The following is a 24,309-nucleotide window of genomic DNA, read 5'->3' on the forward strand; positions in this document are numbered from 1 at the left end:
TTCGTCGACGCCCACCACCTCGAAGAATGGGAACACGGCGGCCGCACCGACATCGACAACCTCCTCCTGCTGTGCCGCTTCCACCACAACGCCATCCACCACCGCGGCTTCACCGTCAAGAAAGGCCCCCGCCAAACGTTCGGGTTCTTCAACCCCGACGGCATCGAACTCATCGCCGCCCCCAAACCCGCCACACCCACCGGCACCATCCCCACCACCGGCGCCTCCGGCCAGCCCATCACCCCCGACACCCCCATCCCCAACTGGGACGGCCACCACCCCGACTACGCCACCGCCATCGAAGGCCTCATGTGGCTCGAAGAAAACGGCCACCTGCTGGCGGCAACTCCCTAGGTGTTGCGCAGGGTGCCGCCGTCGACGACGAGGGCGGCACCGGTGATGAAGCTGGCGGCTTCGGAGGCCAGGAACACGATGGCGTTGGCGACTTCTTCGACGGTGCCGAAGCGGGCGACCGCCGGGTTCTGCTTGTCGAGGATGCGTTGCATCACTGCTTCTTCGGACGTATTGAGCCGCGCCGCGCTCGACCGCGCCTGTTCGCGCACCGACTCCGTCAGCGTGATGCCGGGCACGACGCAGTTCGACAGCACACCGTCTTTGGCGTACTGGTGCGACAGCGTCTTGGAGAAGTTGATCATCGCCGCCTTGGCCGCCGAGTACGCCGGAAACAACTTGTCGGGCGCGATCCCGTCGATCGACGAGTTGTGCACGATGCGGCCCCACCGGCGCTCGCGCATCACGTTGGCGGCGGCGACGGCGAGGCGCGCCGCGGAGAAGAAGTTGGTGTTGAAGTCCTCCTGCCACTGCGCCTCGTCGAGCGCCGGCACCTTGCGGACGGTGGCGACGCCGGCGTTGTTGATCAGCACGTCGACGCGGCCGAAGCGGCGCTGGCACTCGGCGACGACGACCTCGGCGGCGGTCGGCTCGAGGATGTCGACCGTCATCGGCTCGGCGTCGTGGCCGATCTCCTTGGCGACGGCTTCGAGCGCGGCGGTGTCGCGCCCGCACAGCAACACCTGTGCTCCTTCACGCGCGAGTGCTTCGGCCACGCCGCGTCCGATCCCGCGCGACGCGCCGGTCACGATCGCCCCGCGGCCCGTCAATCCAAGGTCCATGCGCCGCAATCTATGGTCACGCGCATGGCAACGCTCAACGACGCCGCCGCGCTTGCGATGGCCTTGCCTGACGTCACCGAGGAGCGCGGCGGCCACGGCAACCGGTTGCACTGGAAGGTCGCCGGCAAGATGTTCGCCTGGGAGCGCTCGCTCACCAAGGCCGACGTGAAACGGTGGGGCGACGCGCCGCTGCCCGAAGGCGACATTCTCGCAGTGCGCACCGAAGACCTGCACGAGAAGGAAGCGCTGCTGGCCGAAGGCGTTCCGGGCGTGTTCACCATGCAGCACTTCGACGGCTATCCGGCAGTGCTGATCGAACTGCGGCTGGTAAAGAAGCCGGCGCTGAAGCAACTCGTCGTCGACGCCTGGTTGGCCATGGCCCCCGACACATTGGCCGAGGCGTACCTGAAGAGGCGGAAGCGTTAAAGGCGGTAGACGCGCTCGGCGGTGGCGGCGAACACGGCGTCGAGATCGGCGTCGGGCACCAACGTGTTCATCACCGTGAGCAGCTGGTCGAGGGTACCGTGCATGCCGTCGACGGGGAAGTTGCTGGCGAACATGCACCGGTCGGCGCCGAACGCCCCGAGCGCGTGCTCCACCCACGGCCCGAACGCATCGGCGGACATTTCGCCGAGCGGCATGGCGAGGCCCGAAAGCTTGCACACGACGTTCGGACCCACGGCGGCGAGCGCGTCGATCCCAGCCTTCCACGCGGCGAACTCTTCGTCGGTCGACGACGTGGGCCAGCCGGTGTGCTCGACGACAACAGTGAGCCCGTCGTGGCCGGCGAGGCCGCGGGCGGCGTCGACCAGCTGGTCGGTGTGTGTCATCACCTCGAACACGAGGTTGCGTTCCGCCAGGGCGCGCAACACCTCGGGCGCAGGCAGCGGTTCCTTGAACTGGCCCATGGGGCGCACGCCGCGGAACTTCTTCGCGCCCAGCTGCTTGTCCAGCAATGCAATGGCGTCGGCGACGGTCTCGGTCGGCGGCAGGCCGCCGACGATGGCGTCGACGCCGTCGCGTCCGTCCATCGCCAGCGTCTCGTCGATCGAGTGCAGGCCGGTCGCCGCCGCGACGTTCACCAAACCGACCACGTTCCAACCCTCCGACTCGCGCCGGTAGGTGTCCACGTCGAAGCGGCGCTGCATGCCCGTCGTGTCGCCCATGTTCAGCTGCTGGCGACCCGACAGGTACGGGTACCACTCGGTGTTCGCCGGGTCCCACAGATGTACGTGCGCGTCGACGATGCGCGCCGGCCGGCTCACCGGATGACGTCCTTGAGCGCGTCGTTCAACCACGGCGGTACCACCGCGCCGCCGAGCACGATGCTCGTGCCGGCGCGCGGGTGGCTGCGGATGCCGTACCAACCCGGACCGGCGACGAGCTCGGCGCCCGACAACTCGACGGTCTCGGGCGCGCTCGCCAGCCACGACACGAACGCGCCGACCTCGTCGGCGGACGCGCCCTCGTCGCTGACCGCGAACGCCGCGACGCGATCTTTCGTCGTCTTGCGCGCCGGGCGGGCGTGCTGTGCCGCCGCCTGCGCACGGCTGAAGCCGCCGGCGGTCGCGGCGTCGGTCACCGTCACCAGTCGCATAGGTCGATCGGCGTCGGCGACGGCGCGGGCCCACATCGCGTCGGTGAACAGCGCCTCGACGAGGTCGTCGTGTTCGGCGAGCACGCCGTCCCAGGTTGGTGACGCGGACGGCGGCGAACCGGCCAGGGCGACGACGAGCGCGTCGGCGTCGCCGAGTTCTTCGCGCGACGCAATCGGAGTGCAATCGACGCCGCGCTCCTTCAACGCCGCCGCGATGGCGTCGGCGACGGCGGGACGGTCCGACACCAGCGCGCACGTCGCGATCGCCGGTGCGTCAACCGCGACCGGCCCGAACGTCCGCGGGTTGCTGCCGCCGCCGCTGGACTGCGAGGCCTCCGCCGCCAGCAGCGCGGCGCCGGCGTCGGCGAGCGCGGCCGACGGGATCACTTCGAGCAGGCGGGGCGCTTCGACCACCGCCGCTTCCGAACCGCCGGCGAAGACGATCTCGCCGGTGCACCAGGTGAAGTCGTCGCTCACCAGGAAGGCGCCGAGCGGCCCGATCTCCTCGGGCTGCGGCATCGTGCCGAACAGCGGCCCGGCGTTGGCCCCCTTGGCCCCGGCGGCGCCGGCGCGTTCGAGGGCCGCGGTCACCATGCGCGTGACCGCGATGGGCGACATGGCGTTGACGACGACGCCATCGGGGGCGCACGCGCCCAGCTGCCACGTCAGGGCCGCGACGGCGCGCTTGGCGCAGCCGTAGGCGCCCGCGTCGCCGAAGCGCCACCCCGAACCCGACGTCACGCCGAGGATGCGCCCGTGCCCGGCGGCTTCCATCAACGGCAGCGCGGCGGCAAGCACGTTGCGGTAGCCGTCGAGGTGCACGGACAGCACGGCGCGCCAGTCCTCCTCGCTGCCGGCGGTGAACGACGTCGGCCGGCTGATCCCGGCGACGTTGACCACCGCGTCGAGCGCGCCGAACTCGTTGACCAGCGCGGCGAACAGCGCGTGCACGCCGTCGGCGTCGGTGACCGACAGGTCCACGGCGCGATCGCCCACCGCCGGCGTCGCGGGCTCGACCTTCTGCGACCCGTCGAGGGAGACCATCGGGTCGACGGTGACGACGTACCAACCCTGCCGGTGCAATTCGGCGGCGACGGCGGCGCCGATGCCGTTCCCGCCTCCGGTGACGACGACGACCCGACTCACGACACTTCGAGGCCGTCGCACTCGCCGCTGGCGACCCACTCCTCGAGCAGGTCGCGGTAGCCGAAGAAGTCGCCGAAACCGCGGCCCCAGTTGCCGTTGCGCGGGTTGATCGAGCCCGGGTCGCCTTCGTTGTTGAGCCGTGACGGCGTGCACGCCGACATCACGTGGCTCGGGTCGATGAAGGACTCCATCACCTTGTTCGTCCACGCGTCCTCGGCGTCGGCCGCGACGTCGAACACTTTGGCGCCGCGCTCGTCGAGCACGCGCACCGCGCCGCCGACGAACTCCGAACCGACCACCGCCAATTGCGTGTAGTTGACCGTCACGACCGACTGGAGCGCGGGCGTCGGCATGATGAACATGTTCGGGAAGCCCCGCGTCATCATCCCGAACATCGTCGACGCGCCGTCAGCGAACTTCTCGGCCAGCGTCACGCCGTCACGCCCGACCAGCTCGTGACCGATGCGGCGCGGCAGGGGCGTCAACTCGGCCTCGAAACCGGTGGCGTAGACGATGCAGTCGAGTTCGTACTGGTGCCCGTTGACGACGGGGCCCTTGCTCGTCACTTCGTCGAACCCGGCCGGGCAGTCGACGAGGGTCACGTTGTCGTTGTTGTAGGCGTCGAGGTACTCGTCGTGGAAGCACGGCCGCTTACACAGGTAGCGGTAGTAGGGCTTGAGGATCTCGGCCGTTGCCTTGTCGCGCACGATGGCGTCGACCCGCTGGCGGTGCTCTTCCATGATGCCGAAGTCGATCTCTTCGGCGTTGCGCATGTACTCCTCGTACGTCATCCCCTTCCACCGCGGCGCGTTCTGCACCTTGGCGTAGTGGTGCGTCCAGCCGTCGTCGGTTAGATCAGCGTCGACCGTCTTGCCCAGCATCTGCGCCTGGAAGTTGTCCATGCGCGCCTTCTGCCAGCCGGGCGTGCACGTGTCGACGAAGGTCGGTTCGGTGTCGCGATTGCCGCGCACGCCGATGGCCGACGGCGTGCGCTGGAACACGTACACGTGCTTCGCCGCCGCCGCGAGCGGAGGCAGCGCCTGGATGCCGGTGGCTCCCGTACCGACGAGACCGACGACCTTGTCGGCCAGTTTGTCGAGGGGTTGATCGGGTCCGCCGCCGGTGTACTCGTAGTCCCACCGCGCCGTGTGGAAGGCGTGTCCGCCGAAGTTCTCCATACCCGGAATCGCCGGCAGCTTCATCAGATTCAATATGCCGGTAGCGACGACGTAGTAGCGCGCCGAGAAGTTGTCGCCGCGGTCGGTCTCGACGCGCCAGCGCGCCGCGGTGTCGTCCCACTCGGCGCGAGTCACGCCGGTGTGGAACAGCGCCGGCGCCACCAGATCGAAGCGCTGCGCCAGCGACTCGAGGTAGCGACGGATTTCTTCGCCCGACGCGTAGCGCCGCGTCGGCACGTAGCCCATCTCCTCCAGCATCGGCAGGTAGATGTAGGACTCGACGTCGCACATGACGCCCGGGTAGCGGTTCCAGTACCACGTGCCGCCGATCCCGCCGGCTTGGTCGAGGATGCGAATCTTCTCGACGCCGGCCTTGCGCAGCTGCGCACCGGCGAGCACCCCGGCGATGCCGCCGCCGATGATGCACACGTCGACGTCGTCGGCGAGCGGCGCGCGCGGCGCGATGGGCGTGAAGGGATCCTCGCGGAACCTGGCGAAGTACGCGTCGCTCTTGAGGTCGCGGATCGCGGTACGGCCCGCGACCAAGCGCTTGTCGCGCTCGGCGAGATACTTCGCCTTGACGGCTTCCTGATCGAAAGGTGACACCGCTGTTAGAACCTATAGCCTCCGCGGGATGAACGACACGGGCTCGGTCGCCTTCGCGCTGCTCATCCTGCGTTGCGGGGTCGGCGCGGTCATGCTCGCCCACGGCATCCGCCACATTTTCGGCGGCGGAAAGATCCAAGGCACCGCCGGATGGTTCGCCAGCCTCGGCATGAAGCCCGGCATCGTGCACGCGTGGCTGGCGTCGCTCACCGAGGTCGGCGCCGGCGTGTCGCTCGTGCTCGGCTTCCTCACTCCCCTCGGGGCGGCGGGCGTCGTCGGCACAATGCTCGTCGCCCTCGTGACGAACCACTTCCGCAACGGGTTCTTCATCTTCTACAAGGGCGAGGGCTACGAGTACGTCATGACGCTGGTCATCGCCGGGCTTGCCCTGAGCGCACTGGGCGGCGGCAAGTGGTCCGTCGACCACGCCATCGACCTCGGCTGGACCCACAAGACCGGCCTCGGGATCGGCTTCCTCGGCGTACTGGGCGCGCTGGCGCTGCTCGCCGTGTTCTGGCGGCGGCCGCCGCCGGCCGACGCGTAGGACGTATCGTCTGGCTTGACCCACCGAACGTGGGAATGAGGGGGGAAGTTCTGCATGACTACGCCGGCGCGCACGCGTAAGGCACCCGCGGCCAAGAAGGCCGCGCCCGCGGCCAAAACGGCTACGGCCAAGAAGGCGACCGCGGCGCGCAAGGCGCCGGCGAAGAAGGCGACGGCCGCCAAGAAGACCGCGACCAAGAAGGCCGCTTCCCCCCGCCCGCCCACCGACGTCGCCGAAATCGTCGACTACGAGTCGGCGCTCGAGAAGGCGATCGACGTCGCGGCGCTCGAAGGGCTGCCGATTGCGGCGCCGCCGCCCGATCCGGCACCGGCCACCGCCACGACCAAGCCGAAGTGGACGCCGCTCGCGGCGTTCCACGCGCTGAACGAATCGGTCGGCAACGCCAGTCTCGTTCCGCTCTTCATCCTCTTGGGTCTGTCAGCGGTCGAACGCTTCGACGCCATCGCGTTCGGCGTGCTCTCACCGGAGATTCAGAAGCACTTTCACCTGACCGACGCCAAGATCGCGACGATCTCCGGCCTCACCGCCGCCGTGCCGATCCTGCTGTCGGTGCCGCTCGGCTACCTCGCCGACCGCGTGAATCGCGTCCGGCTGTCGGTGCTCGCCGCGTTCATCTGGGGCATCACGGCGATTTTCACCGGCCTCGCCCCGATCCTGCTGATCTTCATCCTCGCCCGTCTCGTCGGCGGCGTCGGCCTGCTGATCAACGAGCCGGTGCACCCCAGCCTGCTGTCGGACTGGTACCCGCCGGAAAGCCTCACGCGGGTCAACAGCTGGCACCGCCAGGCGGGCACCATCGGACTCATCGGCGGACCGCTCGCCGGCGTCCTCGGCGACATCATCGGCTGGCGTTCGACCTTCGTCGTGTTGGCCATTCCGACCTTCGTGCTGGCCTTCGTCCTCCTCGGCCAGAAGGAACCGCCCCGCGGCGGCGCCGCCTTCGACCTCAACGGCGGCCAGAAGTCACCCTCGATCGGCCAGGCCTTCAAGCGCATTCGCGCCATCCGCTCCGCCCGTCGCACGTGGGTCTCGGCGTTCCTGTTCGGCAGCGGCACGCTGCCTTTCGCCACCTTCCTCAACCTGTACCTCCAGAAGGTGTTCGACCTCAAGCCGTTCGAACGCGGCATCTTCACCGCCATCTTCGGCGGCGCCGGCGCCTTCGGCCTCGCCTTCTCCACCAAGGCCGTCGGCAAGTACTCGATGAAGTACGGCTTCAAGGCTCTGCCCGTCGTCAGCGGCGGCATGGTCACGCTCCTCGGCATCGGCGTGCTGCTGATGGCGGGCGCGCCGAACGCGTGGGTCGCCGGCATCTTCGCCTGCGTCGCCGGCATCGGGTCGACGGGCTTCCTGCCGCCATACCTCACGCTCGTCGCGCTGGTGACACCGGCGAACGTGCGCAGCCAGGCGTTCTCGTGGTCGTTGCTGTTCTACGCCCTCGGCGCCCTCACGTTCTCGGGCGTGGTCGGTGGCATCGCCGACCAGCACGGCTACCGCGTGGCGTTCATCGTGCTCGCCGCGCTGGTCATCGCCGGTGGCCTCATCGCGACGACGGCGCGCAACATGATCGACGAGGACATCGCCAACTCCGTCAACTCGTAAGGACGTCGTGCGCCTCGCCCACGTCGCCATCCGCGTGCCCGACGTCGACGCCGCGGTGGCGTGGTACGAGTCGGTACTCGGCCTCACGGTGCTGTCGCCTCCGTACCTGATGGAAGGCGACGCGATCACCGACGACATGGGCGAGTTGCTGCCGACACGTCCGGTGGCGGTCAAGGCGGCCATCGTCGGCAACGACGCCGGCGACCACGTGATCGAAGTCATCGGCTACCCCAACGAGCCGATCCCGGCGAACCCGCCGCGTGCGATCACCGACGCCGGCATCTCGCATGTCGGAGTCGTGTGCGACGACATCGACGCCGCCCGGGCGCGTATCGAGGCCGAGGGCGGCACGTTCATCGTGTCGGGCACGGCCGACGTCGCCCGCCTGCGCACGACGTGGTTCCGCGACCCGTGGGGCGTCGTGTTCATCCTCATGCAGAAGCACGACGCCACCAAGGCGTACTGGCGCCAGTACTAACGCGGCCAGAGGTAGAAGGTCAGCGCGCCGCTGAGCGCCAGCAGGCCGGCCACTCCACCGACGGCGATCCATACCTCAGCTTCGTGCTGGCTGAAGCCGAGCACGTACCCGAGGCCGATCGCGAACGCCATGGCGACGGCCAGCGCCGCGCCGTCGACGGCGAAGAACTGGCGCCGCTCGACGTCGGACGCGCCGGCGGTCGCCGCCAGCAAGCCGGTCGGGAACAGGGCGAAGCGCGCCAGCGCGACGAAGCGCAACCCGCGTTTGCGCACGACGGCGCGCAGGCGGCGGATCTGTTCGGGATGCAGCAGCCGGGACACGACGAAGGGCAGCTTCGTGTCGGAGCGGATGTCGTGCTCCCACCGCTGGCCGAGCGCGAAGTACAGCCACACGACGAACAACTGCAGCGGCAGCGCGGCGGCGATCATCGCCCACAGGTTGACGTCACCCTGGCGCGCCAGGATCGCCCCGATCAGCAGCACGACCTGGCTCGGCCGCATGAGCACCAGCAGCAAGAAGTGCTTGCGAAACAGAAACGGCGCCAGCGGAAACGCCAACACGCTCAGCGCGGTGCGCACGCCCGCCAGCCACAACAACGTTTGGCGGGCGCGCTCAGCGTCGCGGCGACGGTTCGAGCGCGGCACAGCGCTGCTCTACCCATCCGCGGACGGATCAGTTGCCGTTGACGCTCCAGTGCCACGCCTCGCTCGGCAGGTTGTAGAAGCCGTAGCGGGCGGCGTGACCTCGCAACCACTGGAAGCCGGCGTTGCTGTGGCTGTTGATGACGCTGCCGTTGTAGGAAAAGTCGACGGCGAGGCCCTGCTCGTGCATCGACGTGCCGGGGCGCGCCGTCGGCGGGTGACACTGCGAGGACGGCTTGTCGTAGACGTCGTACGAACTCGAACCGCAGTGGGCGCGGCGCAGGGCGATCTGACTTTCCGAGCTGCGGTAGCCCGACCCCGAGAAGTGGTAGCCGTCGGCGTCGGCGGCGTCGAGCATGCGCCCGAGGTTGTCGGCGATCGAGGTCGCGACCGTGATGCCGTGCACCGTCGTCAGTGAGATCTTCGCGCCGCGGACGTAGTGGGTGTTGCGCGCCGCCAGCTGGTCTTCACGCAACGATGCGAGGTAACTCGACTCGGTGGCGCCGACGAGGCGGAGTTGCTGAGCCTGCGACGCGCGCAACGACGCCAGCGCGCTCGCGGCGGTGCGGGATCGGCTGGCCGCCAGTGCAGCGGCCGACTCCGCCGCTTTGCGCTTGGCCTCGAGGTCCTGTCGGGTAGCAGCCAGTTCGTCGGCCACGTCGGACTGGAGACCCAGGGCGGACGAGCGCAAGAAGTCGGCGCGGGCCGCGGCGGCGGGATCGAGCGCCGCGAGATTGCCCGTGCCGGCGTTGGTAATACCGCTCATGTAGAAGCGCAGCGCGATGTCGTGCACCGACGCCCGCACCTGCGCCAGATGGTGCTCGACCTCGGCTTCGGCGACCTGCGCGCTGCGCAGGCGTTGGCGCGCCGCCGACGCGGCCTGCGTCGCCGCGGCGCTGCGCGCCTGCTGCGCCTGAACCTGCGCCGTGACCTGCGCCAGCTTCGCCTTGGCCGCCGCCGCGGCGCGACGCGCCGACTCGGTCTTGCTCTTGGCCAGCGCGGGTTGAACCGCTACGAAGGGCAAGAGCGCGGCGAAGACGACGGCGAAAGCGGTCCGGCGCACCCGAACAAGCTAGTCGGCGGGCTACGAAATCTCGGTTCTCCCCAGCTTGCGGGCCGCCTCGGGCACGAACGCGGCGGGCGCAAAGGGGCCCTGCTGCACGGATTCCACCGCCACCTCGAAAAGCGCCACGCTGGGTGGCAACGAGTCGAGCCACACCACTGTGCGCGCCACGTCCTCGGGGGTGAGGGCGAGCATCGGGAAGCGCACGTCGTCGAGCATCGGCGTTGCCACCGGACCCGTCGTGACGACGTGCACGTTGATGCCGTCGCGCTCGACTTCTTTCGCCATCGCCCCGGCGAACGCGTTCAGCCCGGCCTTCGACGCGCTGTAGGCGGCGCGCCCGGGCTGGGGGGCGTGCGCGGACGACGACGACAGGAACACCATGCGGCCACGCTCGGGCATGACCGGCAGCACGGCGGAGGACACGACGAAGGCCGACCGCAGGTTGGTGCGGATGATGGCGTCGAAGGTGTCGACCGATTCCTTGCGCACGAAGTTGCCGTCGAGCACGCCCGCCGCGTGCACGAGCAGGTCCACGCGTTCGCACGCGGCGACGACCGCCGCGAACGAGTCGACCTCCGCGCTGTCGCCCGCCACCCAGCGCGCCCCGATGGCGGCGGCGGCGGCCTGCAGCGGATCGGCGCGGCGCGCCGTCAACACGACGTCGTAGTCGGCGGCGGCGAGCAGGCGCCCGCACGCCAGGCCGATGCCGCTGCTACCGCCCGTCACCACCGCTGTGCGTCGAGTCATCACCTACGTTCTAACCCCGTGTACGGACTCGCAGGTATTTCGGTGACGGCGAATAACGCGGTGCGCGTCATCACGCTCGATCGCCCCGACGAACTCAACGCCTTCTCCGGCGAGCTGCACGACTCGTTCGTGCAGCTGTGGAGCCGCCTGCGTGACGACACGGACGCCCGCGCCGTCGTGCTCACCGGCGCCGGGCGCGCCTTCAGCGCCGGTGGGTCCTACGCCGACTTCGAGCGCCGGCGCGTCGACCTCGACTTCCGCCAGCACGAGATGGATCACGCCCGCGACATCGTGATGGGGATGATCGACTGCCCGCTGCCGGTCGTGGCCGCCGTCAATGGTCCGGCGGTCGGCCTCGGCTGCACCGTCGCCACACTGTGCGACGTCGTGTTCATGGCCGACGGCGCGTTTCTCGCGGACCCGCACGTGTCGGTGGCGCTCGTCGCCGGCGACGGCAGCGCGGTGTCGTGGCCAGCGCACACGTCGCTGTTAAAAGCGAAGCAGTACCTCCTCACGGGAGACCGCATTCCCGCCGAGGCCGCCGTCTCCATCGGCATGGCGAACTTCGTGGTGCCGCGCGACAAATTGCTCGACGCCGCGCTCGCCTTCGCCCACCGCCTCGCCGCTCAGCCGCCCCAAGCGGTGCGCGAGTCCAAGCGCATCCTCAACGAGGTGCTGCGCCGTAACGCCGAGCGCGCCCTGCAATCGGGCCTCGACGCCGAATACGCCTCCCACGACACCCCCGAATACGCCGCTTCAGCGGAGGCCATGAAACCCAAACCCTGACTTACGGGGACGGTTCGCGCGGGAGGCCGAGGACGCGCTCGCCGATGATGTTCTTGTTCACCTCGCTGGTGCCGCCCGCGATGGTGAGCTGCCGCGACGTCAAGAGCGACGTCCCCCAAGCGCCGTCGACGCCGAGCAGGTTGGCGCCGGTGTTGGCCAGCGCTTGTCCCGCCTGCGACCACGCCAGCTTCACCACGCTGCCTTCGGCCCCGGGCGCGTTGCCCGCCAGGGCGGCGCCGATCATGCGCTTGGCAAGGAATTCGAGCAAGCGCACGTCGATGTAGCGGCGGACCAACTCGTCGCGCGCCGGGCCGCGCACGTCGCCGGCGGCGCGGCGCAGCCGCTCGAAGGTGCGCCGCTGCGACAGGTACAGGTTGGCCACCCCGGCGCGTTCGTTCGACAGCGTGCGCGTGGCCACCGACCATCCGTCGTCGACGGCGCCGAGCACCGACGCCACCGGCACGCGCACGTCGGTGAAGAACAGTTCCGCGAAGGACTGGTCACCCGCCATCGTGGTGATCGGCCGCGCCTCGATGCCCGGCGTCGTCATGTCGACGAGCAGGCACGTGATGCCCTTGTGCTTCGGCGCCTCGGTGTTCGTGCGCACGTAGAGCTGGCACCAGTCGGCGAAATGACCGTTCGAGTTCCACGTCTTCTGCCCGTTGACGACGAAGTCGTCGCCGTCACGCACCGCCCGGCAGCTCAAGGATGCGAGATCGCTGCCGGCGCTGGGCTCGCTCATCCCCTGCGACCAGATGTCGTCGCCGCGCAGCATCGGTCGCAGGAAGCGCTGCTTCTGCGCGTCGGTGCCGTAGGTCATGATCGCCGGCGCGATGTTGGCGACGCCGATGGCGTTCACCGGTCCGGGCACGCCGGCCATCGCCTCGTTGTATTCGAGCTGTTCGGCGAGCGACGCGTCGCGTCCGCCGAACTCGGAGGGCCACGCGGGGGCCGCCCACCCGGCGTCGAACAGCGTGGCGTTCCACGCACGCAACTCCGCGAACGGCGCGTCGGGCGACGGGATGTGTTGCGCGTCGAGCCAGGCGCGCAGGTCGCTCACGTGTGCTTGGTGAGCGGGATGCCGTAGAGGCGCGACCAGTTCTCGCCGCAGATCTTCGCCTTCGACGCGTCGGGGTACGGCATCTTGTCGAAGGTTTCCACCGCGTGCGGGAACATCGAGTCGCCGTGCGGGTAGTCGGTCGAGAACACGAGGTTGTCGTCGCCGAAGGTGTCGAGGTAGGGCTGGGCCGTTTCCTCTTCGGCTTCGATGCCGAGGAAGCACTGGCGGCGGAAGTAGTCGCTCGGCTTCATCGTGAGCTCGGGCGCGTCGATGGCGCCGACCCACTCGTAGTGTTCGTCGAGACGGTGCAACAGCCACGGCGCCCACGAGCAGTTGCCTTCGAGCAGACCGACGCGCAGGCGCGGGAAGCGCTCGAGCACGCCGCCGCCGGTCATGCACACCGTGACGAACTGGATCGCCAGTGGCTGGTTGAACGTGTGCCACAGCATCAGGTTGTCGAGCGGCGCGAGCGAGAAGTCGGGCTTCAGGTAGGTCTGGCCGCCGCCGTGGAACGTGATCGGCACGTCGAGGCGCTGGATCTCTTCCCACAGCGGGTCGTAGTCGGGGTGGTGCCACGGCTTGTTGTTGACGCAGCCCGGCGCCAGGAACACCGCTTTGAAACCGAGTTCCTCGACGGCGCGGCGCGCCTCGAGGACTGCGCCGGGGACGTCATGGGGCGCGACCATCGCCGCGCCGTACATGCGGTCGGGTGCGTAGTCGCACATGTCCTTGATGTAGTCGTTGTAGGCGCGGGCGATCGCCGACGCGAACGCCGGCTCGAGGCCGTCCTGGCCGATCTGCTCCGAAGAGTCGAGGCCCAACACGAACAGACCCCGCGACGGGAAGAGCACGGCGAGGTCGAGGCCTTCGGTGTCCATCGCCGCCACCTGCGACGCCGCGTCCCACCCGGCAGCTTCCGGAGCGGCGTACACGTTCTCGTGCTCGGGCCGCCAGCCGCGCCGCGGCGCGTCGACCGGCTGCGGCTTCACCTTGCCGAGGCGCAGCAGCGTGTGGTTCTTCACCCGCACCCGCATGTCACGGGTGATCTCGGTCAGCCCCTTGGGCGCCGCGTGCAGATACTCGGGGGCGATGTAGCGCTCCCAGAGGTCCGGCGGCTCCATCACGTGGAGGTCGCTGTCACAGATGACGTGGTCTCGAAGCGCCATCCGCGGAATCTAACGCTCGTGTCAGCTTTGCGCGTCCCGAAGTATTCGCGCGGGAAATGGTCGCCATCTCGTGTCTACGTCGCCAAATGGCCGCCATTTCGTGTCATCGAAGGTCGCGAGACTCGTCGATTTCGATGACGGCGTCGCCCCAGATGCCGCCGTTGGCGATCACGAGATCGGCGACGGCTTGGGGCAGGACGCGCCCGCGGGCAAGTTCGTCGAGCGGCGTCGAAGTACCACTGCTGCTGGAAGGTGCCGTCTTCCTCGCGGTGGTTGACGGCGACACGCAGCGCGCCAAGTTTCACCGCCACGCCGAGTTCTTCCTCGGCCTCGCGCCGGGCGGCTTGGGCGATCGACTCACCCCGCTCGACGCCCCCGCCGGGCACGGCGAAATAGTGCTGTCCGGCGCGATGACGTTCGATCAGTGCCAGGCGTCCTTGCCGGACGACGACAACCCCGGCACGATCTTTGTCTTGCCTGCCCATCGCGTGGTGAAAGATAGAACCGCCGTGACCAATCCCACCGCTGCGCTGCTGTGGGCCGCGTGCCGGCCCACGCCGTCACTCGATGACGTCGCGACCGCGATTGCGCACGGCGCCGATCTCGACGACGCCGCCAACCTTGCCGTCGCCCAGCGGGTGTCGCCGTTGCTGTGGCGGGCCATCAGCCAGGCCGGCCTCGTGCGATCCGACGAGGCGTGGGCCGACACGCTCGAGCGCGACGCGCAACGCTGCCGCGCCCAGAGCCGCATGGTCCTGCCCCAGATCGGCCGCCTCGCCCTCGAGCCCTTGGCGGCCGCCGGCGTCGAACCGCTCGTCATCAAGGGCGCGGCCGTCGCCCCGCGCTATCCCGACGCCGGGCTGCGGCCGATGGACGACGTCGACGTCATCATCGTCGACCATCAGATCGACGCCGCCCTGGCGCAACTCGAGGGATGCGGGTGGGAAATCCACACGCCCCCGCAGCGTCGCCAGTTCGAACTCGACATCACCCACCCGTCGCTGCCGGGCCTGCACATCGACCTGCACCGCGGCCTCGACTCGTGGCGCACCCGGGCCAACCGGCTCACCAGCGACAACCTGTGGCGCTCCCGTCAGCCAACCACGCTCTACGGCGCGCCGGCGTTCGTGCTGCCGCCCGAACTCGAGTTGGTGAGCATGGCGGCGCACGCGGCGAAGCCGTACCACGGCTTCGATCGGCTGATCTGGATCGTCGACATCGCCGTCGTGGCCCAGGCCGGGGTCGACTGGGACACCGTCGCCTACATCGCCCACGAGGCCCACTGCCGCACTGCGGTGGCCGTCGCGCTCACGCTGGCGGCGCGCATCGGCACCGAATCGCCCGAAGGCCTCCGACGCATCGACAACGGGCGCGCCGCCGCTCTGGCCCCGGTGCTGTCCGAGGACTGGCCGGTGCGCGGCCGCGCCGCCGCGCCCCGCACCACATTGCGCTACGCCCTCGTCGACGACCGCCGCACCCGCGCCACGCTGCTCGTGAGCGAGCTGTTCGACAAGAACGTGTGGCAGGTGCCGCGCCGCGCCGCCCGCTTGGCGCGGCGCCGCCTCAAGTAGTCGAGGCCGCCGACGCCGCCGACGCCGCCGAGGCCAGCACGGCGGCCACGCCGTCGCGCCAGCCCGCGCGCCGGGGCAGGCGCACCCGCACCGCCGGCACGCTGGATGCCACCTTCGCCACCGGCCCGAACAGGTGGCGGCCGCGGTCCGCCGGTTCGTGCAGCCACACGGCGTGACGCGCCAGCACCCGCAAGGCGTCGGCGTGCGGCAGCGGCTCGATGACCGGCGACTCGCCCCCCGGCGCGTCGAGCAGCACGACCCGGGCCACGGCGGTTGGCGCAGTCGCGTGCGTCGCGGACACGTCCCACGCGTCCTTGTCGGCTGACGTAAACGCCTGGTCGACGCCGACCGGTCCGGGCTCGCCATGATGCACCCGCACCCAGGGGGGCCCGGGCCACACCTGCGGGCGCGCGGGGCGCAGGTCGATGACGCAGAGGTCCTCGCTCACGGACTGCCATCCCTCGTCGACCAGGCGCACGAGCACGCTGGACTTGCCCGAGCCCGAGTCGGCACACACGACCACGGCTTCGCCGCCGTACACACACGCCGAGCCATGGACCATCAGCACGTCGAGGCCGTGGAGGAGCAGCGGCACGCCGAACGACGCCACGAGTTGGCGCTGCACAGCGTCCTTGCCCGGCGCGACGGTGATCGTCGCCTCCGGCACGTCGACTTCGAGCTGCGGGCCGGTCGGTCCGGTCAGTACGAAGCGGCCGTCGGGACGACGGAACAGGGCGCCGGCCTCTCCGGGCTGGCTCCACAGGCGGTCGCCGTCGGGCGCGGCGACGACCCCGAAACGCACCTCCGCGCTGGTCAGGGGCGTACCGGATCCGTAGCCGACGGCGATCGGCTCGCCGGTGAGGCGTACGCCGTGGACGCCCGGCCAGTTGACGTCGTCAGCAGTCGGGGGCATCGGCGGCCTCGTGGATGAGCCCCGCCTGCAGCAACTGCTCGGTCAGCGCGCCGGCGTCGGCCCGCAGCGCGTCGGCAGGACGCTCCGGCCACCGCGCCGTGAGCCGGTCGATCGGGTCGGCGCCGTCGGCGAAGGCCTGCCACACCACCAGGCCCGATTTGTTGAGCCCGAAGTACCGCCCTGAGGCCACATGCAGGAGAAACGCCTCTCCTTCCTCCTCGTGGAGGATGACGTCGTCGGCAACAGTCAGCACGGCCACCTCACGAAAACTGGCGCACGGTCAAGTTCTCGCGCAAGATAGTGCCAATCGCGGCGTTCTCTGGGGGACGCCTAAGGAGGGAATTGTCTCCATGGACGATGCAAAAAACCTGTCGCATGACGGGTACGAGGCGCCGGCACTCATCGAGTACGGCTCCATTGAAGAGTGGACGAAGGGCCAGTACGCCGAGCTGATCAACCTCAGCCTGGTCACTCCCTAGTGCACACCGCGCACGATCGGCGCCGGAACCCACGAGGTGCCGGCGCTGATCGTCGCGAGGGCTTGGTGCTCGCCACTCGGTAGCGGGTCGTACGTGCGTCCCGCCAGCACCATCCAGGCGTGCGCTCCCCACTTGTTGTCGCCGTAGCGGCGGCAGCCGAGAATCAGCTCGGGATCGAGGCCGGCGCGCGCCGCGGCCACCGTAAGCGCTACGGACTGCGTCAGGCAGTTCGCCCCCAGCAGGCGCGAGACGCGACGGACCGCCCGCATGGCGGCGTCCGCGTCGAACGAATTCGACGGCGCACCGGGAACCATGCGCCGAAGGGTCGCCGTTGTGTCGTGACGACGCAGCGAGCGCCGCGCCGTCACGACCAACAACGCAATGCGAAGTTGCAGCAGCCTCTTTTACAGGTGGATGCAGACGCCGGTGTCAGCGGCGTGCGCAATGATGCACAGACGCAGCAGACCGGTGGGGACCGGCGACACGACATCCGTGGTAGCAGCCTTGGCCGGGCTGGCGAGCTGGGTGGCTCCCAGTCCGAGCAGAGCGCCGGCGGCGGCGGCAACGGCGAAAATGCGACGCAGCATGGTTTGGACCTCCGAGTTGAGCTAGAGGGATAACTACCCGAACGCCGCGTTCTTACGCGGCCCAGCGCTCAGACCGTAATCCCAAACACCTCAGCAGCGACCGTAAGTGCCTCATTCGCCGCCGGAACGCCCGCGTACACGGCCACCTGCATCAAGACCTCGACCAATTCCTCCTGCGAAATGCCCAGGTTGCGGGCCCCGGCGAGATGGCCCCGCAGCTCCCCCGACTTGCCCAGCGCGGCGAGCATGGCGACGGTGATCAGGCTGCGATCGCGTATCGGCAGCGCGTCGCGCGACCAGATCTTGCCAAAGGCGGTCTCGGCCACCCAGGCGTAGAAGTCCGGCGCGAGAACGTTCGCAGGGCGCGGCGTGCCGCCGGTCGCCATTTGCGGCCACAGCTGCGCCTGAATTTCGCGTCCCGTTGCCAGGTCGTCGGTGCCCACGGATCAATCAACTCCTTCGAAGAGGTTCACGGTGCACACGCTGCCGCCGCCGACGCAGTGCGCCAGACCGATGCGAGCGTTGTCGACTTGGCGGTCGGGGCCGGCCTCGCGGCGCAACTGGAGCACGATCTCGTGCACCATCGCCGCCCCCGTCGGTCCACCGGGGTGGCCGCGGGCGATCAGGCCGCCGTCGGTGTTGAACGGGATCCGGCCGCCGAGGCTGGTCTCGCCCGCTTCGACCAGCTTGTCGCCCTCACCGGGCTCGCAGAAGCCGAGCAGTTCGTAGTACTCGAGCTCCTCGTTGGCGAAGGCGTCGTGGCACATGGCGAGCGACACGTCGTCGGGCCCGACACCCGCCTCCTCGTAGGCCTCCTGCGCGGTGGTCTGGGTCATCGTGGCGGGGCCCACCACGGGACCGAGGAAGGCGTGGCCCGGCGAGTACGCCTCGCTCTGCGCCGCGCTCGACAACGGGCGCACGATGCGGCGGCCGGGCTGGTGCCGGCGCACCCACTCCTCACTGGCGACGATCACGGCCGCAGCGCCGTCGTCGGCCGGGCAACTCATCATGGCGGTGAGCGGCTCGGCGATCATGCGCGACGCCAGGATCTCCTCGGCGGTCACGACGTGGTCGGGCTGGCGATGCGACAGCGGGTTCAACGCGCCGTGGTTCCAGTTCTTCGCCGCGATCTTGGCGAAGGTCTCGGGCGTCGTCCCGTACTCGTGCATGCGCCGCTGCGCCCACAGGGCGAAGAACGCCGCGGGCAGGATCGACGCGTCGAGCTGATCGCGTCCCGCGCCGCGTGACTTGTTCCCGCCAGCGACGCGTGCCGCGGTCATCTCCGTCATCTTGTCGAAGCACAGCGCCATGGCGATCTCGGCGCGTCCCGACGACACCGCCCACGCCGCTTCGCGATACGCGAACAGTCCCGTCGCCGAGGCGTTCTCGATGTGGGTGACGGGTAGGCCGGTGAGGCCGAACTCCTTGACGGCCTTGACGCCGACCTGGTGCTGGAGACCGAGGTAGCCGACGAACACTTCGTCGATGTCGGCGAGGGTGACACCGGCGTCGTGCATGGCGAGCAGGCCGGCGTCGCGGGCCAACTCCACTTGGGGCACGTCGTTGTACATGTCGAAGCGCAGCTGCCCGACACCGGCGATGGCGATGCCTTCGTACTTCACGGGCGGAACCGATAGATCACGACGTCGTTGCCGTCGTCGTCCTGGCGCAGCGTCTCGACGTCGAGCGTCAGCTGCATGCCGATCTGAAAGTCATCCGGTTCACCCTGGAGGATCGCCTGGATGCGGGGCCCTTCGGGCAGGTCGACCTGGCCGACGCCGTAGGCGCTCACCTTGGCGTCGGTCTTGGCGAACAGCGGAACGTGGACCCACGTCCAGGTGTAGAGCGTGCCGGTCGTGCTGAGCACGACGTCGTCTGTCCCCTCGTGGAGGCACTTGGCGCACACCACGCGGCGTGGATAGAACACCTCACCGCACGCCGTGCACTTCGAACCTTTGAGGCGCACGCCGTTTTCGTCGACGTCGAAGTAGTCCGGCGCCATCGATACCTGCACTACGTATCCGCCTTCGGGGCGATGGTGAGTTCGACGCCGGCGCGCGCTTCGGCGGCGAGCACGAGGTCGGACCAATCGTTGTCGCCGAACCCGCGGTTGACGGCGTCGGCGAGGAACTCGAGCACGGCCGTCGCCGCCGGCGTCGGCACGCCGGTGGCTTCGCCGATCTCGTTGATGAGCCCGGCGTCCTTGGCTGCGAGTCGCAGCGCGAACTCTGTCGGCTTGCCCCGGGTGTTGATGCCTTCGATGGCCCGGTCGAGGAAGTAGTTCGACGGCCCGGCGAGCTTGACGATGTCCGACGCCGTGCGCACGTCGATGCCGGCCTTGGTCGTGAGCGACAGCGCCTCGAACGCCGCCACCGCGCCGCTAAAGGCCATGAGGCTCGTCGCGAGCTTCATGGTGGTGCCGGCGCCGACGGGACCGAGGTGGAACGTGGCGCGCCCGAGCGTCTCGAAGATCGGCGTCACGCGTGCCACCGCGGCGTCGTCGCCGCCGACCATGAACACGAGCCCGCGGTTCTTGGCGCCGATGGCGCCCCCGCTCAGCGGCGCCTCGACGAACTGGTGGCCCGTGGCCGCCAGCGAGCGGGCAATCGTCTGGTTGCTCGCCGGCAGCGTGGTCGACAGGTCGCACAGGATCGCCCCCGGCGGTGCCGCGCTCGCCCACTCCTTGGCCACCGCCGTGACCGCGTTCGGGTCCGGCAGCGACGTGAGCGTCACTTCGGCGACGCGCGCCACGTCGGCAACCGAGCTCGCCGGCGACGCGCCGTCGATGGCTTTGACTCGCTCGGCATCGAGGTCGAACACCGTGACGCGGTGGCCGTCGGCCACGAGGTTCTGCGCCAGGTTTCCGCCGATATTGCCGAGCCCGATGACTCCGACTTCTAACACGGGCGTCACATTACGGTTCGCCCATGGATCCTGCAGGCGAACACCTTCTCGCGCACGCGGCGTTAACCCCGGCGAAGCCCGCCGTTGTCATGAACGGGTCCGGCGCAACGCGCACGTACGGCGAGATCGCGGCCCGCAGCGGCGCGCTGGCGCGGCTGCTCTACGCGCGCGGGATGCGGCGCGGTGATCACGTCGCCGTGCTGCTCGACAACCAGCCCGAGTTCTACGACGTGGTGTGGGCCGCCATGCGGGTGGGCGCGTACGTCACGCCGATCAACTGGCACCTCGTCGCTGCCGAGGCGGGCTACATCGTCGACAACTGCGACGCCACCGCCTTCTTCGCCACGTCGCGCCTCGCCGACGTGATCGGCGCCATGGAACCGCACATGGCCAAGGTGAAGATCCGCATGTCGGTGGACGGGCCCATCCGCGGATTCGAACGCCTCGACGACGTGCTCGCCGGGGTGGCCACCGACGGATTGGGTGACGAAGAGTCCGAAGGCGGATGGATGTTCTATTCGTCGGGGACGACGGGCCAGCCCAAGGGGATCTTGCCGCCACTCGCCCCAATAGGAAAAGGCGTTGGCGACATCGGCGCCAAGTCGTTTCTCACGATGATGCTCAGCGGCATGTTCGGCTTCGACGCCGACACGGTGTACCTGTCTCCCGGTGCGCCGCTGTACCACGCCGCGCCCGCCGGGTGGACGTACGGGACACAGCGGCTCGGTGGCACCGCGGTGGTGATGGAGAAGTTCGAGCCGCTCGAGGTGCTCGCCGCCATCGAGCGCCATCGCGTCACCCACGTGCAGTTCGTGCCGACCCACATGATCCGCCTGCTCAAACTCAGCGACGCGGAGCGATCGCGCTTCGACCTGTCGTCGCTGCAAGTGGTGTGCCACGCCGCCGCGCCGTGTCCCGTCGAGACGAAGCAGCGGTTCATCGAATGGGTCGGGCCGATCGTGCACGAGTTCTACAGCGGCAGCGAAGGCGCCGGACTTACCTACGTGAACTCGGCCGACTGGCTCGCCCACCCCGGCACGGTCGGCAAGTCGATGACGGGACAGATCCACATCGTGGGCGACGACGGCGAGGAACTGCCCGTCGGCGAGGAAGGCGAGGTGTGGTTCTCGACCAACCGCAGCTTCGAGTACTACCACGAGCCCGAGAAGACCAAGCAGGCGTGGGACACGCGTGGCTGGAGTTGGATGGGCGACGTCGGGCGCGTCGACGCCGACGGCTACCTGTACCTCACCGATCGCGCGTCGAACATGATCATCAGCGGCGGCGTCAACATCTACCCCCGCGAGATCGAAGACGTGCTGATCGTCCACCCGCTCGTCGACGACGTGGCGGTGCTCGGCACGCCCGACGTCGACATGGGCGAGCAGGTGACTGCGTTCGTGCAACTCGCCCCCGGAGCGACCGTGTCGAGCGACGATCTGATCGGCTGGTGCCGCGACCGCCTGTCGCACTTCAAGTGCCCGCGGGAGGTCCGATTCGTGGACGAACTGCCTCGATTGCCCACCGGAAAGCTGTTGAAGCGCCTGCTGTTGCGCTGAAAACCCTCAAAAGGACGCCTTGCGTTTGTGTCGTAATGCGAGTTAGCTCAAAGGCGCCGTCTTGAAACCGCCAGGGCTGCGTTCCACCAAAGGAAGCAATGCCCACACAACTTCAACGCCCGGCATCCGACTTTTTCGTCGAGGCGATGCGCGAGCGTGACCCGTACCTGCTGCGGGTCTTCGGCGAAGTCGACGTGTCGACCGCCGCCGAACTCCGATTGGCGGTCTTCGAAGCGCTCGAAACCGCACCCAGGATCGAGATCGACCTCGGCGGCACGTCGTTCTTCGACTCCAGCGGACTGACCGTCCTCGTCGGCGCCAGCCGTCTGCGCGGCTTCGACCGCGACGCCATTCGTGTCAGCAACGCCAGTCGCTCGATCCGCAAGGTGTTGAGCATCACCGGCCTCGACCACATCGTCGCCGTCACCGACTGACTTTGTACGGTTTTCGTACCCCCGGTGTTACGTGTCGGACGCGGTCCGTTGCGACTCGGCGAACTCGACGTTGCCTTGGAGGAAGACGTCGATGTTGCTCATCTTGAACTCGGCGATCGACTTCATGTCGGGGACGTAGAGCTCGAACGCGTCGCCTTCGATGGCGTCGATGATGCCTTGGGCGACCGTGCCCGGCGGCTCCTTGTCGCCGCTGAAGAACGGCGCGTCGTTGCCGGGCAGGTCCCAGATCTCGGTGTCGATGGCGCCGGGGATGATGAGGCGCACCTTGACGCCCGTGCGCCACAGGTCCATCGCCATCGATTCGCTCCAGCCGCACAGGGCGAACTTCGAGGCGCAGTACGCCGCCTCGTGCAGGATGCCGGCGCGGCCACCGAAGCTCGAGACGTTGACCACCATGCCGTGATCGCGGGCGAGCCACTTGGGCAGCAGCGCCTGGCTCATGCGCACGGGCGACGTGAAGTTCACGCGCATCGTCTCGTCGATCTCGTCCTGCGTCAGGTCCTGGACCGAGCGCCGCTTCGGGATCGCCGCGTTGTTCACCAGGATGTCGACGCCGCCCATGTCGTCCCAGGCGCGCTCGATCATGGCGACGGCCGCGTCCGGATCGCCGAGGTCACAGGCGTAGAAGCGCGCGGCGTCGCCGCGCTCGACCATCGCCGCCAGCCGATCTTCTCGCCGCGCCACGACGGCGACCGTCGCTCCCGCGGCGGTCAGCATCGGGGCCAGCGCCGCGCCGATGCCGGCCGACGCGCCGGTGACGACAACCGTGCTGCCGGCGACCTTCATCGCACCACTTCGATCACGGTGCAGTTCGCCTGGCCGCCGCCTTCGCACATGGTCTGCATGCCCAGCGTGCCGCCAGTGGCTTCGAGGTGGTTGAGCAGCGTGGCCGTCATGCGCACGCCGGTGGCGCCGAGCGGGTGCCCGATGGCGATGGCACCGCCGCGCGGGTTGTACCGGTCCATGTCGGGCTTGAACTCCTTGGCCCACATCAGCGCGATCGCGGCGAAGGCTTCGTTGCACTCGACGGCGTCGAAGTCCTGCGTCGTGAGACCGGTGCGCTCGTAGAGCTTGCGCGTCGCCGGGTTCGGCGCGCTCAGCACGAGGATCGGGTCTTCGGCCGCGACCGAGAAGTGGCGCAGCACGGCGCGGTACGGCAGGCCGAGGGCGTCGGCCGTCTCACGCGACGCGATGATCGCCGCCGCCGCGCCGTCGTTCATCTGCGACGCGTTGCCCGCCGTGATGTCGGGGGCCGTCTCGGGCTCCCACGACTGCGCCGGCGGCAACGACGCGATCTTTTCGTACGACGCGTCGGCGCGAATGCCTTCGTCGTGGTCGAGCACCGCGCCGGTGAGGTTGCCCTCCTCGTCCTTGATCGGCACGGGCAGGATCTCCTTGGCGAAGTGGCCCGACTCCGTGGCCGCCGCCGCGCGGCGGTGCGACTCGACGGCGAACTCGTCCATCTCCTGGCGCGTCACGCCAAACTTGTCGGCCAGTTCCTGGGCGACGCGGAACTGGGCGTAGAGCTTGCCGTCGACCACCGACATGAACTGCTGGCTGAAGGGACCGGTGCCGCCGCGGGCGTTGCTCGCCATCGGTGCGCGCGACATCGACTCGACGCCGCAGGCGATGGCGATGTCGTACATCCCCGACATCACCGAGGCGGCGACGAAATGCATCGCTTGTTGCGACGACCCGCACTGGCGGTCGACCGACGTCGCCGGCAGCGTCCAGGGCAACCCCCCGGCCACGACGGCGTTGCGCCCGACGTTGCACCCCTGCTCGCCCGACTGCGTGATGCAGCCGGTGACCACGTCGTCGAGGCGCTCGGGATCGACGCCGGTCCGCTCGACGAGCGACTTGAGCGTGAAGCCCAAGAGGTCCGTCGGATGCCACCCGCTTAGCGCGCCCTTGCGCTTGCCGAACGCGGTGCGCACGACGTCGACGATGACTGCTTCACGAACTTCCATGGCGGTGTCCTTTACTGGGCCTTCACGAGGTTGACGCCACCGTCGGCGGGAACCAGTGCGACTGTTTCGCCCACGAACTCGCGGGCTTCCATCTCGGCGAGCA

At 69.2% G+C, this 24,309-nt stretch carries 30 protein-coding genes; 10 read left to right on the forward strand and 20 right to left on the reverse strand.

Translation table 11 applies throughout. From position 1 onward, the window contains the following. Positions 1–354, forward strand: a 354-nt coding sequence (locus VHC63_16580) for an HNH endonuclease signature motif containing protein (protein ID HVV38226.1), incomplete at its 5' end; no start/stop codon positions are given. Here the strand turns inward: VHC63_16580 and VHC63_16585 are convergent. After that, complete coding sequence (locus VHC63_16585; GenBank protein ID HVV38227.1) at positions 351–1,133, reverse strand: SDR family NAD(P)-dependent oxidoreductase; 783 nt, start codon at positions 1,131–1,133, stop codon at positions 351–353. The genes VHC63_16580 and VHC63_16585 overlap by 4 nt on opposite strands. Before the next feature lie 24 nt (positions 1,134–1,157). Between VHC63_16585 and VHC63_16590 the strand changes: the two genes are divergently transcribed. Beyond that, a complete protein-coding gene (locus tag VHC63_16590) occupies positions 1,158–1,559 on the forward strand; it encodes an MmcQ/YjbR family DNA-binding protein (protein HVV38228.1) in 402 nt (133 codons plus the stop codon). Here VHC63_16590 and VHC63_16595 read toward each other — a convergent pair. The 3 genes from VHC63_16595 to VHC63_16605 are packed head-to-tail and all read right to left on the reverse strand — an operon-like array spanning position 1,556 to position 5,660. Continuing rightward, positions 1,556–2,398, reverse strand: a complete 843-nt coding sequence (locus VHC63_16595) for an amidohydrolase family protein (GenBank protein HVV38229.1) — start codon at positions 2,396–2,398, stop codon at positions 1,556–1,558. The two genes, VHC63_16590 and VHC63_16595, sit on opposite strands and share 4 nt — an antisense overlap. Further along, positions 2,395–3,876, reverse strand: coding sequence for an SDR family oxidoreductase (locus VHC63_16600; GenBank protein HVV38230.1), 1,482 nt, complete (start codon positions 3,874–3,876; stop codon positions 2,395–2,397). The genes VHC63_16595 and VHC63_16600 overlap by 4 nt, the downstream gene beginning before the upstream one ends. Then, positions 3,873–5,660, reverse strand: a complete 1,788-nt coding sequence (locus VHC63_16605; GenBank protein HVV38231.1) for an NAD(P)/FAD-dependent oxidoreductase — start codon at positions 5,658–5,660, stop codon at positions 3,873–3,875. Before VHC63_16605 ends, VHC63_16600 begins: the two co-directional genes overlap by 4 nt. A 28-nt stretch (positions 5,661–5,688) precedes the next feature. Between VHC63_16605 and VHC63_16610 the strand changes: the two genes are divergently transcribed. From VHC63_16610 to VHC63_16620, 3 genes are read left to right on the forward strand one after another with little or no spacing between them, the layout of a single operon-like run. Then, complete coding sequence (locus VHC63_16610; protein HVV38232.1) at positions 5,689–6,204, forward strand: DoxX family protein; 516 nt, start codon at positions 5,689–5,691, stop codon at positions 6,202–6,204. A 54-nt stretch (positions 6,205–6,258) separates the two neighbouring features. Then, entirely contained in the window at positions 6,259–7,824 is a 1,566-nt protein-coding gene (locus VHC63_16615) for an MFS transporter (GenBank protein ID HVV38233.1), read from the forward strand. 7 nt (positions 7,825–7,831) lie between these two features. Next, positions 7,832–8,302, forward strand: coding sequence for a VOC family protein (locus VHC63_16620; protein ID HVV38234.1), 471 nt, complete (start codon positions 7,832–7,834; stop codon positions 8,300–8,302). Here the strand turns inward: VHC63_16620 and VHC63_16625 are convergent. From VHC63_16625 to VHC63_16635, 3 genes are read right to left on the reverse strand one after another with little or no spacing between them, the layout of a single operon-like run. Continuing rightward, entirely contained in the window at positions 8,299–8,946 is a 648-nt protein-coding gene (locus tag VHC63_16625) for a VTT domain-containing protein (GenBank protein ID HVV38235.1), read from the reverse strand. The two genes, VHC63_16620 and VHC63_16625, sit on opposite strands and share 4 nt — an antisense overlap. Positions 8,947–8,974: 28 nt before the next feature. Further along, positions 8,975–10,006, reverse strand: coding sequence for a M15 family metallopeptidase (locus VHC63_16630; protein HVV38236.1), 1,032 nt, complete (start codon positions 10,004–10,006; stop codon positions 8,975–8,977). Between the two features lie 21 nt (positions 10,007–10,027). Next, positions 10,028–10,756 (reverse strand): SDR family oxidoreductase, encoded by a 729-nt coding sequence (locus VHC63_16635; protein ID HVV38237.1) that lies wholly within the window; start codon positions 10,754–10,756, stop codon positions 10,028–10,030. Between the two features lie 18 nt (positions 10,757–10,774). Here VHC63_16635 and VHC63_16640 point away from each other — a divergent pair, with 18 nt between their 5' ends. Then, a complete protein-coding gene (locus tag VHC63_16640; protein HVV38238.1) occupies positions 10,775–11,542 on the forward strand; it encodes an enoyl-CoA hydratase/isomerase family protein in 768 nt (255 codons plus the stop codon). A 1-nt stretch (position 11,543) separates the two neighbouring features. On the opposite strand, the gene VHC63_16645 is transcribed toward VHC63_16640, so the two are convergent. The 3 genes from VHC63_16645 to VHC63_16655 all read right to left on the reverse strand — a co-directional run bounded on the left by VHC63_16645 (position 11,544) and on the right by VHC63_16655 (position 14,054). Further along, positions 11,544–12,602 (reverse strand): acyl-CoA dehydrogenase family protein, encoded by a 1,059-nt coding sequence (locus VHC63_16645; GenBank protein HVV38239.1) that lies wholly within the window; start codon positions 12,600–12,602, stop codon positions 11,544–11,546. Next, positions 12,599–13,768, reverse strand: coding sequence for an amidohydrolase family protein (locus tag VHC63_16650; protein HVV38240.1), 1,170 nt, complete (start codon positions 13,766–13,768; stop codon positions 12,599–12,601). The genes VHC63_16645 and VHC63_16650 overlap by 4 nt, the downstream gene beginning before the upstream one ends. Before the next feature lie 103 nt (positions 13,769–13,871). Next, positions 13,872–14,054 (reverse strand): hypothetical protein, encoded by a 183-nt coding sequence (locus VHC63_16655; GenBank protein HVV38241.1) that lies wholly within the window; start codon positions 14,052–14,054, stop codon positions 13,872–13,874. On the opposite strand from VHC63_16655, the gene VHC63_16660 reads away from it, so the two are divergent. Next, on the forward strand, positions 14,038–15,339 hold the full coding sequence (locus tag VHC63_16660; GenBank protein HVV38242.1) for a nucleotidyltransferase family protein: 1,302 nt from the start codon (positions 14,038–14,040) through the stop codon (positions 15,337–15,339). The genes VHC63_16655 and VHC63_16660 overlap by 17 nt on opposite strands. On the opposite strand, the gene VHC63_16665 is transcribed toward VHC63_16660, so the two are convergent. Continuing rightward, positions 15,332–16,252, reverse strand: a complete 921-nt coding sequence (locus tag VHC63_16665) for a hypothetical protein (GenBank protein HVV38243.1) — start codon at positions 16,250–16,252, stop codon at positions 15,332–15,334. The two genes, VHC63_16660 and VHC63_16665, sit on opposite strands and share 8 nt — an antisense overlap. Beyond that, positions 16,236–16,505: a PqqD family protein gene (locus tag VHC63_16670; protein ID HVV38244.1), complete on the reverse strand. Its 270-nt coding sequence runs from the start codon at positions 16,503–16,505 to the stop codon at positions 16,236–16,238. Before VHC63_16670 ends, VHC63_16665 begins: the two co-directional genes overlap by 17 nt. A gap of 97 nt (positions 16,506–16,602) precedes the next feature. Here VHC63_16670 and VHC63_16675 point away from each other — a divergent pair, with 97 nt between their 5' ends. After that, entirely contained in the window at positions 16,603–16,731 is a 129-nt protein-coding gene (locus VHC63_16675; protein ID HVV38245.1) for a lasso RiPP family leader peptide-containing protein, read from the forward strand. Here VHC63_16675 and VHC63_16680 read toward each other — a convergent pair. The 6 genes from VHC63_16680 to VHC63_16705 all read right to left on the reverse strand — a co-directional run bounded on the left by VHC63_16680 (position 16,728) and on the right by VHC63_16705 (position 20,222). Next, positions 16,728–17,108 carry a lasso peptide biosynthesis B2 protein gene (locus tag VHC63_16680; GenBank protein HVV38246.1) on the reverse strand — a complete coding sequence of 127 codons (381 nt, stop codon included), beginning with the start codon at positions 17,106–17,108 and terminating at the stop codon, positions 16,728–16,730. The two genes, VHC63_16675 and VHC63_16680, sit on opposite strands and share 4 nt — an antisense overlap. Before the next feature lie 27 nt (positions 17,109–17,135). Next, complete coding sequence (locus tag VHC63_16685; protein ID HVV38247.1) at positions 17,136–17,318, reverse strand: hypothetical protein; 183 nt, start codon at positions 17,316–17,318, stop codon at positions 17,136–17,138. Between the two features lie 68 nt (positions 17,319–17,386). Next, entirely contained in the window at positions 17,387–17,761 is a 375-nt protein-coding gene (locus VHC63_16690; protein ID HVV38248.1) for a carboxymuconolactone decarboxylase family protein, read from the reverse strand. A gap of 3 nt (positions 17,762–17,764) precedes the next feature. Beyond that, positions 17,765–18,940: a thiolase family protein gene (locus VHC63_16695; protein HVV38249.1), complete on the reverse strand. Its 1,176-nt coding sequence runs from the start codon at positions 18,938–18,940 to the stop codon at positions 17,765–17,767. Continuing rightward, positions 18,937–19,332 (reverse strand): OB-fold domain-containing protein, encoded by a 396-nt coding sequence (locus VHC63_16700; GenBank protein ID HVV38250.1) that lies wholly within the window; start codon positions 19,330–19,332, stop codon positions 18,937–18,939. The genes VHC63_16695 and VHC63_16700 overlap by 4 nt, the downstream gene beginning before the upstream one ends. Beyond that, positions 19,332–20,222 (reverse strand): NAD(P)-dependent oxidoreductase, encoded by an 891-nt coding sequence (locus VHC63_16705; protein ID HVV38251.1) that lies wholly within the window; start codon positions 20,220–20,222, stop codon positions 19,332–19,334. The genes VHC63_16700 and VHC63_16705 overlap by 1 nt, the downstream gene beginning before the upstream one ends. 23 nt (positions 20,223–20,245) lie before the next feature. On the opposite strand from VHC63_16705, the gene VHC63_16710 reads away from it, so the two are divergent. Both VHC63_16710 and VHC63_16715 read left to right on the forward strand, forming a co-directional pair. Beyond that, on the forward strand, positions 20,246–21,781 hold the full coding sequence (locus VHC63_16710; GenBank protein ID HVV38252.1) for an AMP-binding protein: 1,536 nt from the start codon (positions 20,246–20,248) through the stop codon (positions 21,779–21,781). Positions 21,782–21,879: 98 nt separating this feature from the next. Further along, positions 21,880–22,215 carry an STAS domain-containing protein gene (locus VHC63_16715; protein ID HVV38253.1) on the forward strand — a complete coding sequence of 112 codons (336 nt, stop codon included), beginning with the start codon at positions 21,880–21,882 and terminating at the stop codon, positions 22,213–22,215. A gap of 27 nt (positions 22,216–22,242) precedes the next feature. On the opposite strand, the gene VHC63_16720 is transcribed toward VHC63_16715, so the two are convergent. Together VHC63_16720 and VHC63_16725 are read right to left on the reverse strand one after the other, a co-directional pair. After that, positions 22,243–23,022, reverse strand: coding sequence for an SDR family oxidoreductase (locus tag VHC63_16720; protein ID HVV38254.1), 780 nt, complete (start codon positions 23,020–23,022; stop codon positions 22,243–22,245). After that, positions 23,019–24,206: a thiolase family protein gene (locus VHC63_16725; GenBank protein HVV38255.1), complete on the reverse strand. Its 1,188-nt coding sequence runs from the start codon at positions 24,204–24,206 to the stop codon at positions 23,019–23,021. The genes VHC63_16720 and VHC63_16725 overlap by 4 nt, the downstream gene beginning before the upstream one ends. Positions 24,207–24,309 lie beyond the last annotated feature (103 nt).

It is taken from the genome of Acidimicrobiales bacterium (genome assembly GCA_035546775.1).
Taxonomy (GTDB): Bacteria; Actinomycetota; Acidimicrobiia; order Acidimicrobiales; family JACCXE01; genus JACCXE01.

Bases quoted from the DNA above. Each gene is read 5' to 3' on its own strand.
- VHC63_16585 (HVV38227.1), bottom strand. From the start codon at position 1,133: ATGGACCTTGGATTGACGGGCCGCGGGGCGATCGTGACCGGCGCGTCG.
- VHC63_16590 (HVV38228.1), top strand. From the start codon at position 1,158: ATGGCAACGCTCAACGACGCCGCCGCGCTTGCGATGGCCTTGCCTGAC.
- VHC63_16610 (HVV38232.1), top strand. From the start codon at position 5,689: ATGAACGACACGGGCTCGGTCGCCTTCGCGCTGCTCATCCTGCGTTGC.
- VHC63_16615 (HVV38233.1), top strand. From the start codon at position 6,259: ATGACTACGCCGGCGCGCACGCGTAAGGCACCCGCGGCCAAGAAGGCC.
- VHC63_16635 (HVV38237.1), bottom strand. From the start codon at position 10,756: ATGACTCGACGCACAGCGGTGGTGACGGGCGGTAGCAGCGGCATCGGC.
- VHC63_16650 (HVV38240.1), bottom strand. From the start codon at position 13,768: ATGGCGCTTCGAGACCACGTCATCTGTGACAGCGACCTCCACGTGATG.
- VHC63_16665 (HVV38243.1), bottom strand. From the start codon at position 16,252: ATGCCCCCGACTGCTGACGACGTCAACTGGCCGGGCGTCCACGGCGTA.
- VHC63_16675 (HVV38245.1), top strand. From the start codon at position 16,603: ATGGACGATGCAAAAAACCTGTCGCATGACGGGTACGAGGCGCCGGCA.
- VHC63_16685 (HVV38247.1), bottom strand. From the start codon at position 17,318: ATGCTGCGTCGCATTTTCGCCGTTGCCGCCGCCGCCGGCGCTCTGCTC.
- VHC63_16710 (HVV38252.1), top strand. From the start codon at position 20,246: ATGGATCCTGCAGGCGAACACCTTCTCGCGCACGCGGCGTTAACCCCG.
- VHC63_16715 (HVV38253.1), top strand. From the start codon at position 21,880: ATGCCCACACAACTTCAACGCCCGGCATCCGACTTTTTCGTCGAGGCG.
- VHC63_16720 (HVV38254.1), bottom strand. From the start codon at position 23,022: ATGAAGGTCGCCGGCAGCACGGTTGTCGTCACCGGCGCGTCGGCCGGC.
- VHC63_16725 (HVV38255.1), bottom strand. From the start codon at position 24,206: ATGGAAGTTCGTGAAGCAGTCATCGTCGACGTCGTGCGCACCGCGTTC.